A 9,331-nucleotide genomic window follows, 5' to 3' on the forward strand; every position below is an offset into this window, starting at 1 on the left:
TGTCCACCGCCAAGGCCGCCGGCATGTGGCAGTTCATCCCCTCCACCGGGCGCGACTACAACCTCAAGCAGAACATGTTCACCGATGAGCGCCGCGATGTGCTGGCCTCCACCGATGCGGCGCTGACCTACCTGCAAAAGCTCTACGGCATGTTCGGCGACTGGCAGCTGGCACTGGCGGCCTACAACTGGGGCGAAGGCTCGGTGCAGCGCGCGGTGAACCGCAATCTGGCAGCCGGCCTGCCGATCGACTTCAACACCCTGTCGGCACAGATGCCTGCCGAGACCCGCAACTACGTGCCCAAGCTGCAGGCGGTCAAGAACATCATCGCCAACCCGGCCGCCTACGATATCGCCCTGCCCAAGGTGGACAACCAGCCCTACTTCGTCACCATCGGCAAGACCCGCAACATCGACGTGAAGGTCGCCGCACAACTGGCCGAGCTGTCGCTGGATGAATTCAAGGCCTTGAACCCGCAGTTCAACCGCCCCGTGATCATCGGCGGCGAAGATACCAAGATCCTGCTGCCGGAAAGCAATGCCGAGAAATTCAAGGCCAACATGTCCAAGTGGACCCAGGCCTTCTCGACCTGGACCGCGCACACCGTCTCCAGCGCCCGCGAGCGCATCGAAACCATCGCCAGCAAGTTCGGCACCACCCCGGAAGTGATCCGCAGCGTCAACCAGATCCCGCCGCGCATGGTGTTGAAGGCCGGCTCCACCATCCTGGTGCCGAAGAACGAAGAGACTGCAGCACTGGACACCGACCTGACCCCGGAACTGGCCGACAACGCCCGCCTGGCGATTGCCCCGGACGTGCCGGAAACCCGCCGTATCTATGTGAAGGCTGGCAAGCGCGATACCCTGGCCGGCATCGCTGGCCGCTATCACGTGAGCGTGGCGCAGTTGAAGGAATGGAATGGCTTGAAGCGCGATACCCTGGCCGCTGGCCAGAGCCTGCAATTGCACGTGCCCAATGCCGCTGCGCGCTCGACACCGACCCGCGTGGCCTCCCATCATCGCGCCGCCCCGGCCCGTCGTCAGGTGGCCTCGGCCAAGGCGCCCGTGCGCAAGGCCGCACCGGCCCCGGCACGCAAGGTGCTGGCCAGCCGCTGAACCTGAGCGGGCAATGGCTCGCGCACGCAATCATCCGAGGATGTCGGAGGAGACCCGGGCGGCTTGACCGCCCATCATAAGAAACCAGAAACGCGCCTCAGGCACGAGAAAACAAGGCAGTGGCAGCACATGGACCCGAAGCCGGCACTGATCCGACTTCGGGTTTTTCTTTTCCTGGAAAGAAGCGCGGCGGCCTGGACCTCAGAAATAAGAAGTCAGAACTCAGATATCAGAGCTCAATGCGCCGCCTGCGCGTAGGTGGCTGCCGCTACCAGGCGGCGCGTGTACTCCTGCTGCGGCTGTTGCAGCACCTGGGTCACGGGGCCGCTTTCCACCACCTTGCCATCCTTCATCACGATCACCTCATGCGCCATGGCCTGCACCACGGCCAGGTCATGGGTGATGAAGAGATAGGCCAGTCCATGCCGGCGCTGCAGCTCGGCCAACAGTTGCAGCACCTGCTGTTGCACGGTCACGTCCAGGGCCGAGGTCGGCTCGTCCAGCAGCAGCAGTTCGGGCTGCAGCACCAGGGCGCGGGCGATGGCGATGCGCTGGCGCTGGCCACCGGAAAATTCATGCGGATAACGTTCCAGCACGGCGGCCGTCAGCCCCACCTCTTGCAGCGCGGCGATGATGGTCTGGCGCTGCTGCTCGGCACTGAGCTCGGGATGATGCAGGGCCAGGCCTTCGCCGACGATCTGCTCCACCGTGCGGCGCGGCGAGAGCGAGGCGAACGGGTCCTGGAACACCACCTGCATCCGCGCGCGCAAGGGCCGCAAGGCGCGGCTGCTGCGCTCGGAAATGGGCTGGCCATCGAAGCGGATGCGGCCCTCCACGCTGGCCCCTGACAAGCGCAGCAAGGCCATGCCCAGCGTGGACTTGCCGGAACCGGATTCGCCCACGATGCCAAGGGTCTGGCCGCGCCGCAATTGCAGGTCGATGCCATCGACTGCATGGAAGGCGCGCTTGGCAAACCAGCCCTGCTTGATCTGGTAGGTGCAGCGCAACTGTTCGGCCTGCAGCAGCACCGGCGCATCGGCGGCCAGCTCGGCGGCATTGCGCTGCGGGTGGCTTTGCAGCAGCTTGCGGGTGTAGGGTTGCTGGGGATGGGCGAACAGTTCGGTCACGCTGGCGCTTTCCACCAGCCTGCCCTGCTCCATCACCCCCACGCGGTCGGCGAAGTGGCGCACCAGGTTCAGGTCGTGCGAGATGATGAGCACGGCCATGTTTTCTTCGCGCTGCAACTGGTTCAGCAGCGCCAGGATCTGCACCTGGATGGTCACATCCAGCGCCGTGGTGGGTTCGTCGGCGATCAGCAGCTTGGGCTTGCAGGCCAGCGCCATGGCGATCATGGCGCGCTGGCGCTGGCCACCCGAGAGTTCATGCGGATAGGCCAGCGCCCGCCGCGCAGGTTCGGCGATGCCGGTCTTTTCCAGCAGCGCGACGGCGCGCTTGGCGGCCTCGCGCGCAGAGATGCCTTCGTGGTGCATCAGCACCTCGGCGATCTGGTTGCCGATGGTGAAGAGCGGATTCAAGGCCGTCATCGGCTCCTGGAAGATCATCGCCACATCGTTGCCGCGCACCTGCTGCATCTGGCGCTCGCTTTTCTTGAGCACATCCTGGCCATTGAGCAGGATGCTGCCTTCATAGCGCGCATCCTGGTTCAGTTGCAGCACGGCCAGCGATGACACCGTCTTGCCCGAACCGGATTCGCCCACCAGCGCGAATTTCTCGCCAGGGGCGATGGCAAAGCTGACCCGGTCCACCACCACGGTGTCACCGAAGCGCACCGTCAATTCCTTCACTTCCAGCAATGGCGCGCTCATGCCTTCCTCCGTACATCCAGGGCGTTGCGCAGGGCATCGCCGATATTGGTCAGCAACAGCAGCGTGACGGTCAACACCAGGAAGGTCGACAGGGCGATCCACCAGGCGTCCAAGTTGTTCTTGCCCTGCGACAGCAGTTCGCCCAGGCTGGGGGTGGACGGCGGCACGCCCAGGCCGAGGAAGTCCAGGCTGGTCAGCGCCAGGATGGAAGCACTCATGCGAAACGGCAGGAAGGTCACCACCGTGGTCATGCTATTGGGCAGCACATGGCGCCAGATGATCTGGCGGTTGGACAAACCCATGGCACGCGCCGCCTGCACATAGTCGAGGTTGCGATTGCGCAGGAACTCGGCGCGCAGGTAGTCGGCCAGGTCCATCCAGCCAAAGGCCGCCATCAAGACCAGCAACACCAGCAGGCTGGGCTGGAAGATCGAAAAGAAGATGATCAGCAGATACAGCTCCGGCATCGACCCCCAGATTTCCAGCAGGCGCTGAATCACCAGGTCGGTGCGGCCGGCGAAGTAACCCTGGATCGCCCCGGCCAGCACGCCCAGCACCACGCCGATGGCCGTCAATGCCAGGCCGAACAGGACCGAGAGCCGGAAACCGTAGAGCAGCCGGGCAAACACGTCACGGCCGCGATCATCCGTACCCAGCCAATTGTCGGCCGAGGGCGGGGCCGGGTTGGGTGACTTGGCGAAATAGTTCAGGGTTTCGTGGTTGTAGCGGTTCAGCGGGTAGAGCGCCCAGTTGCCGTTCTTCTTGAATTGGTCCCGGATGAAGGGATCGAGGTAATCGGCCGGGGTATCGAAGTCGCCACCGAAGCTCTTGTCCGAATAATCCTTGAACATCGGGAAGATGATATGGCCCTGGTAGCTGGCCACCAGCGGCTTGTCGTTGGAGAACAGTTCGGCGCCCAGGCTCAGCACGAACAGCACTGAAAAGATCAGCAAGCTCCAGTAGCCGGTGCGGTTGGCGCGAAAGCGCAGCCAGATGCGGCGACCGGGCGAGATCGAGGGCGTAGAGGAAAGAGATACGGAATTCATTTCGCCAGGCTTTCAAATTGCACGCGGGGATCGACCCAGACATAGCAGAGGTCGCCGATGAGCTTGACCACCAAACCGATCAAGGTGAACAGGTAGAGCGTGCCCATGACCACTGGATAGTCGCGACGCAGCACCGATTCATACGATAGCAAGCCCAATCCGTCGAGCGAGAACAGGGTTTCGATCAGCAGGCTGCCGGCGAAGAAAGCGCCGATGAAGGCCGCCGGGAAACCGGTCACCAGCGGGATGAGGGCATTGCGAAAGACGTGCTTGTAGAGCACCCGCCGTTCCGACAAGCCCTTGGCGCGGGCGGTAAGCACATATTGTTTACGGATTTCTTCGAGGAAGGTGTTCTTGGTGAGCATGGTCATGGTGGCAAAGGCCCCGGCCACCGATGCGATGATGGGCAGGGTGATGTGCCACAGATAGTCGCTGATCTTGCCGAACCAGGACAGTTGCTCCCAGTTGTCAGAGGTCAAACCACGCAGCGGGAACCACTGCAGGAAACTGCCGCCGCCGAACACCACCAGCAGGAACACCCCCAAGACGAACCCGGGAATCGAGTAGCCCACCAGCACCACCGCGCTGGTGACCGAATCGAAGCGACTGCCCGCGCGCACCGCCTTGGCAATGCCCAGCGGCACCGAGATCAGGTAGGTAATGAAGAAGGTCCACAAGCCGATGCTGATGGACACTGGCATCTTGGACTTCACCAATGCCCAGACATCGGCATGGTGATAGAAGCTGCGCCCCAGGTCGAAGGTGGCGAAGCCCTTCAACATCAGCCAGAAACGTTCCAGAGGCGGCTTGTCGAAACCGTACAAGGCCTTGATCTCCTTGACCCGTTCGGGATCCACCCCCTGGCGGCCGCGATAGGCGCCACCGCCACCGGCCGACTCGTACACGCCGGAACGCCCGCGCAACTCCTGCACCATCTGTTCCACCGGGCCGCCGGGCACGAACTGGATGACGGCGAAGGTAATGGCGATCACGCCCAACAGGGTCGGGATCATCAGGAGGATGCGCTTGAGAATGTAAGCCCAGATATTCATGACAGGTACTTTCTGCGGTCTTGATGCTTGGTCGAGGGGGCGGGAAGGCGGCGCGGTCAGCGCGGCTTTTCTTCCCACCACATGCTGACCACGTAGGGATTGGCTTCGTAATACTTGGGCAGTACCGCAGGAATGCCGAAGCGATTGCGATAGGCCATGCGGTGGGTGGACGAATACCAGTGCGGCACGGTGATGTAGAGATTGAGCAGCACCCGGTCCAGCGCATGGGTGGCCGTGAGCAGTTCGGCCCGCGAACGGGCGGCCACGACCTTGCCGATCAACTGGTCCACCGCAGGATTCTTCAGGCCCCAGACATTGTTGGAACCGGATTCATCGGCGGCGCGCGATCCGAAGATGTCAAACATCTCGCTACCCGGACTGTTGCTGGCCGGAATGGCCAGGCTGGTCATGTCGAACTCGAAGTTCTCCAACAGCTTTTGCGCCAGCGCGTAATCCACCGTGCGCTGGTTCACGCGCACGCCGAGCTTTTCCAGGTTGCGCACGTAGATGCTGATGACCCGCGACATGGCCGGCTGATCGTCCAGGATTTCCATCTGGAATACCTGGCCCTGGTCATTGCGCAAGGCGCCGTCGCGATAGGTCCAGCCAGCCTCCCGGAACAACTGCAGCGCTTGCATCAGGTTGGCGCGCAGTGAGCCAGGCGGATTGGTATCGGGCTGCGCCGGGACCGGGCCGAACACGGCGGCTGGCAACTGCGCGCGCAAGGGTTCCAGCAACTTGAGTTCCTCGGCCGAGGGTGTGCCGGTGGCGGCCAGTTCGGAATTGGCGAAGTAGGAATCGACGCGGGTGTACTGGTCATAGAACAGCTGGCGATTCATCCATTGGAAATCCAGCGCCAGGCCGAGCGCACGGCGCACCCGCGGATCCTGGAACTGCGGGCGGCGCAGGTTCATTACGAAGCCCTGCATGTTGGCGCCGTTGTGATGCGGAAAAGCGTGCTTGATGATCTCGCCGTTGGCAAACTTGGGGCCGGTATAACCGCGGACCCAGTTCTTGGCGCTGTACTCGACCGTCACGTCGAACTCACCCGCCTTGAAGGCTTCCAGCCGGGCCAGGTCATCCTTGTAGAAGCGATAGACGATGCGCGCGAAGTTGTACATGCCGCGGCGCGAGGGCAGGTCATTGCCCCAATAATCGGCGCGGCGTCGATAGACGATGCTGCGCCCCAGGTCGTAACTTTCGATGGCATAGGGACCGCTGGCAATCGGCGCGGTGAGCTCAATGCGGTCAAATGGCGTGCCGGCTCCCCACTTGGGCGAGAACACCGGTAAGCCGCCCACGATCAGCGGCAGTTCGCGGTTGTCGCTCTTGAAGTCGAAACGCACCGTCATGGGATCGATCACCACGCAACGCTCCACGTCAGCAAAGACCGACTTGAACTGGGGCGCGCCCTTGGTCATCAGCGTATCGAAGGAATACTTGACGTCGGCGGCCGTGACCGCATCGCCATTGTTGAAGCGTGCCTTGGGATTGAGATGGAAGCGCATGGAACGCCGGTCCGGCGCCAGCACCATGTCGTCGGCCAGCAAGCCATACATGGAAGCGACTTCATCGGCCGAACCCACGGCCAGGGTTTCGAACATGAACGGCTCCACGCCGGCTGCGGCCACGCCCTTGAGCGAGAAGGGATTGAACTTGTCGAAGCTGGTGCGGCGGTCAGGATTGGCCAGGTACAACGTGCCGCGCTTGGGCGCATCCGGGTTGACGTAGTCAAAGTGCGTAAAGCCGGGGCCGTACTTGGGGGTGTCGTACAGCGAAAAGGCGTGTTCGGCGGCAGCCGGAATGCCGTGGGCCAGGGTGGCAGCCAGCAGGCAGGAGAGAAAAATCTTGGTTGTCTTCAGGGGCTGGACCATGCGGTTGTCTGTCTGCGCGGTGGCGGCGTTGATGTCGGGAGGCAGGCAAGTCCCATGCCTGCCGACCTGGAGCCTAGTACTTCGGCCTGGAAACGATTTCGTTTCGGGGCATTGTAAAGAGAGCAGCGATTACAGGGAAGCAATTAAAGCAACTTAGCAAATATCGCCGCCCTGCCCTGGCGGCTTGCCGCGCCTGCCACTAGCCCCTACAATCCGGGTCTGTCCCAGCCCGGCCGCCGCCCACGCGCGGCGCCGCTATCACCACCGGCCGCGGCGCGCGCCCGCCTCCCAGGCGGCTGCACGCAGTACGCGGCGGACCATACGGAGTCATCATGGCATTTCTGCAAGGCAAAAAAATTCTGATCACCGGCTTGCTGTCCAACCGTTCCATCGCCTACGGCATCGCCCAGGCGTGCAAGCGCGAAGGCGCTGAACTGGCCTTCACCTACGTGGGTGAGCGCTTCAAGGAGCGCATCACCAAGTTCGCCGAAGAATTCGACAGCAAGCTGGTCTTCGACTGCGACGTTAGCAGCGATGAGCAGATCAATGCCCTGTTTGCCGACCTGGGCAAGTCCTGGAGCCAGCTGGACGGGCTGGTGCACGCCATCGGCTTCGCTCCGTCCGAAGCGATTGCCGGCGACTTCCTGGAAGGCTTCTCGCGCGAAGGCTTCAAGATCGCCCATGACATTTCCGCCTACAGCTTCCCGGCCATGGCCAAGGCTGCCATGCCGCTGCTGTCGTCCAACGCCGCCCTGCTGACCCTGACCTACCTGGGTTCGGAACGGGTGGTGCCCAACTACAACACCATGGGCCTGGCCAAGGCCTCGCTGGAAGCCTCGGTACGCTACCTGGCCGAGTCGCTCGGTCCCAAGGGCGTGCGCGTCAATGGCGTCTCGGCCGGTCCGATCAAGACCCTGGCGGCCAGCGGCATCAAGGGCTTCGGCAAGATCCTGGGCGCCGTGGCTGCCACCGCCCCGCTGCGTCGTAACGTCACCATCGAAGACGTCGGCAATGCCTCGGCCTTCCTGCTCTCGGACCTGGCCTCGGGCATCACTGGCGAAATCACCTATGTGGATGGTGGCTTCTCCCGCGTTGTGGGCGGAATGGCAGAATAAGCAAGCGTCCCCCACAATAAAGAGACAGTTTCTCGAAATAGCTTCGTGCTAATTTCGATGTTTTAGGGTATGATTCGCCTTGTGCATCGCAATAACCGATACACAAGGCGAATCGGGCGTGAAACCTGCCCTGCAAGATTTCCAGCCGCATTCGCCCAAGCAGCTTCGCAAGCCTTACCTGTCATTACGACAAGTTCCCCGTAAAAGCCCCCCGCCCTTGGCATCCCTTGATGATGCCGTCCCGGCGCAAAGCTTTTGTGCCGAAATTTCTTTGTATTTTTCATAGTCATTTCGTCGGTTGGCGTTGCTTTTCTTCGTTCAGGCACTCGATGTCCGGCGCGCTTGCGTGCGCCCATCTCGTGCCTGTCGTTCACATTCACGAAAGAGATTATGACTTTTGAAGCACTTGGCCTGAACCCTTCGATCATCAAAGCCCTGACCGAAGCAGGCTATACCGCCCCCACCCCGGTCCAGGAAAAAGCCATCCCCGCCGCCATCAGCGGCCAGGATCTGCTGGTGTCCTCGCAGACCGGCTCGGGCAAGACCGCCGCTTTCATGCTGCCTTCGCTGCACCAGTTGGCAGACCTGCCGCAGGCGCCGCAAGCAGCCCGTACCCCCAATCAGGAACGCCAGGCCAGCCGTGCCCGTGGCGAGCGTCCGCGTTACCAGCCGGCGCAGCCCAAGATGCTGGTGCTGACCCCGACCCGCGAACTGGCCCTGCAAGTGACCACCGCCACCGACAAGTACGGTGCCTACATGCGCCGCGTGCGCGTGGTGTCGATCCTGGGTGGGATGCCTTACCCCAAGCAGATGCAACTGCTGTCGCGCAACCCGGAAATCCTGGTAGCCACCCCGGGTCGTCTGATCGACCACATGGAGTCCGGCAAGATCGATTTCTCGCAACTGCAAATCCTGGTGCTGGACGAAGCTGACCGCATGTTGGACATGGGTTTCATCGACGACATCGAAAAGATCGTCGCCGCCACCCCGGCCACTCGCCAGACCATGCTGTTCTCGGCCACCCTGGACGGTGTGGTGGGCAACATGGCCAAGCGCATCACCAACAATCCGCTGACCATCCAGATCGCCAGTTCCTCGACCCGTCACGAAAACATCATGCAGCGCGTGCACTTCGTGGATGACCTGTCGCACAAGAACCGCCTGCTGGATCATCTGCTGCGCGATACCAGCATCGACCAGGCCGTGATCTTCACTGCCACCAAGCGCGACGCCGACACCATCGCCGATCGTCTGAACATCGCCGGGTTCGCCGCCGCCGCACTGCATGGCGACATGCACCAGG

The 9,331-nt window shown here is 62.4% G+C and carries 7 protein-coding genes; 3 read left to right on the forward strand and 4 right to left on the reverse strand.

Annotated elements, in window-relative coordinates; genetic code table 11:
• On the forward strand, window positions 1-1,115 hold a 1,115-nt coding region (locus I5W_RS24195; RefSeq protein ID WP_044531163.1), incomplete at its 5' end, for a transglycosylase SLT domain-containing protein.
• A 236-nt stretch (window positions 1,116-1,351) separates the two neighbouring features.
• Here the strand turns inward: I5W_RS24195 and I5W_RS24200 are convergent.
• From I5W_RS24200 to I5W_RS24215, 4 genes are read right to left on the reverse strand one after another with little or no spacing between them, the layout of a single operon-like run.
• Window positions 1,352-2,941 carry an ABC transporter ATP-binding protein gene (locus tag I5W_RS24200; protein ID WP_044531164.1) on the reverse strand — a complete coding sequence of 530 codons (1,590 nt, stop codon included), beginning with the start codon at window positions 2,939-2,941 and terminating at the stop codon, window positions 1,352-1,354.
• Window positions 2,938-3,987 (reverse strand): ABC transporter permease, encoded by a 1,050-nt coding sequence (locus I5W_RS24205; protein WP_044531165.1) that lies wholly within the window; start codon window positions 3,985-3,987, stop codon window positions 2,938-2,940. The genes I5W_RS24200 and I5W_RS24205 overlap by 4 nt, the downstream gene beginning before the upstream one ends.
• On the reverse strand, window positions 3,984-5,039 hold the full coding sequence (locus I5W_RS24210) for a microcin C ABC transporter permease YejB (protein WP_044531166.1): 1,056 nt from the start codon (window positions 5,037-5,039) through the stop codon (window positions 3,984-3,986). Before I5W_RS24210 ends, I5W_RS24205 begins: the two co-directional genes overlap by 4 nt.
• A gap of 56 nt (window positions 5,040-5,095) precedes the next feature.
• Window positions 5,096-6,913 (reverse strand): extracellular solute-binding protein, encoded by a 1,818-nt coding sequence (locus I5W_RS24215; RefSeq protein ID WP_044531167.1) that lies wholly within the window; start codon window positions 6,911-6,913, stop codon window positions 5,096-5,098.
• Window positions 6,914-7,245: 332 nt separating this feature from the next.
• Between I5W_RS24215 and fabI the strand changes: the two genes are divergently transcribed.
• Together fabI and I5W_RS24225 are read left to right on the forward strand one after the other, a co-directional pair.
• The gene (fabI, locus tag I5W_RS24220) at window positions 7,246-8,028 is read left to right on the forward strand and encodes an enoyl-ACP reductase FabI (protein WP_017453957.1); all 783 of its coding nucleotides are present in this window, start codon (window positions 7,246-7,248) and stop codon (window positions 8,026-8,028) included.
• Between the two features lie 390 nt (window positions 8,029-8,418).
• The coding region (locus I5W_RS24225) for a DEAD/DEAH box helicase (RefSeq protein WP_044531168.1) at window positions 8,419-9,331 on the forward strand (913 nt) is incomplete at its 3' end.

It is taken from the genome of Herbaspirillum sp. B65, from assembly GCF_000333555.1.
GTDB lineage: Bacteria > Pseudomonadota > Gammaproteobacteria > Burkholderiales > Burkholderiaceae_D > Herbaspirillum > Herbaspirillum rubrisubalbicans.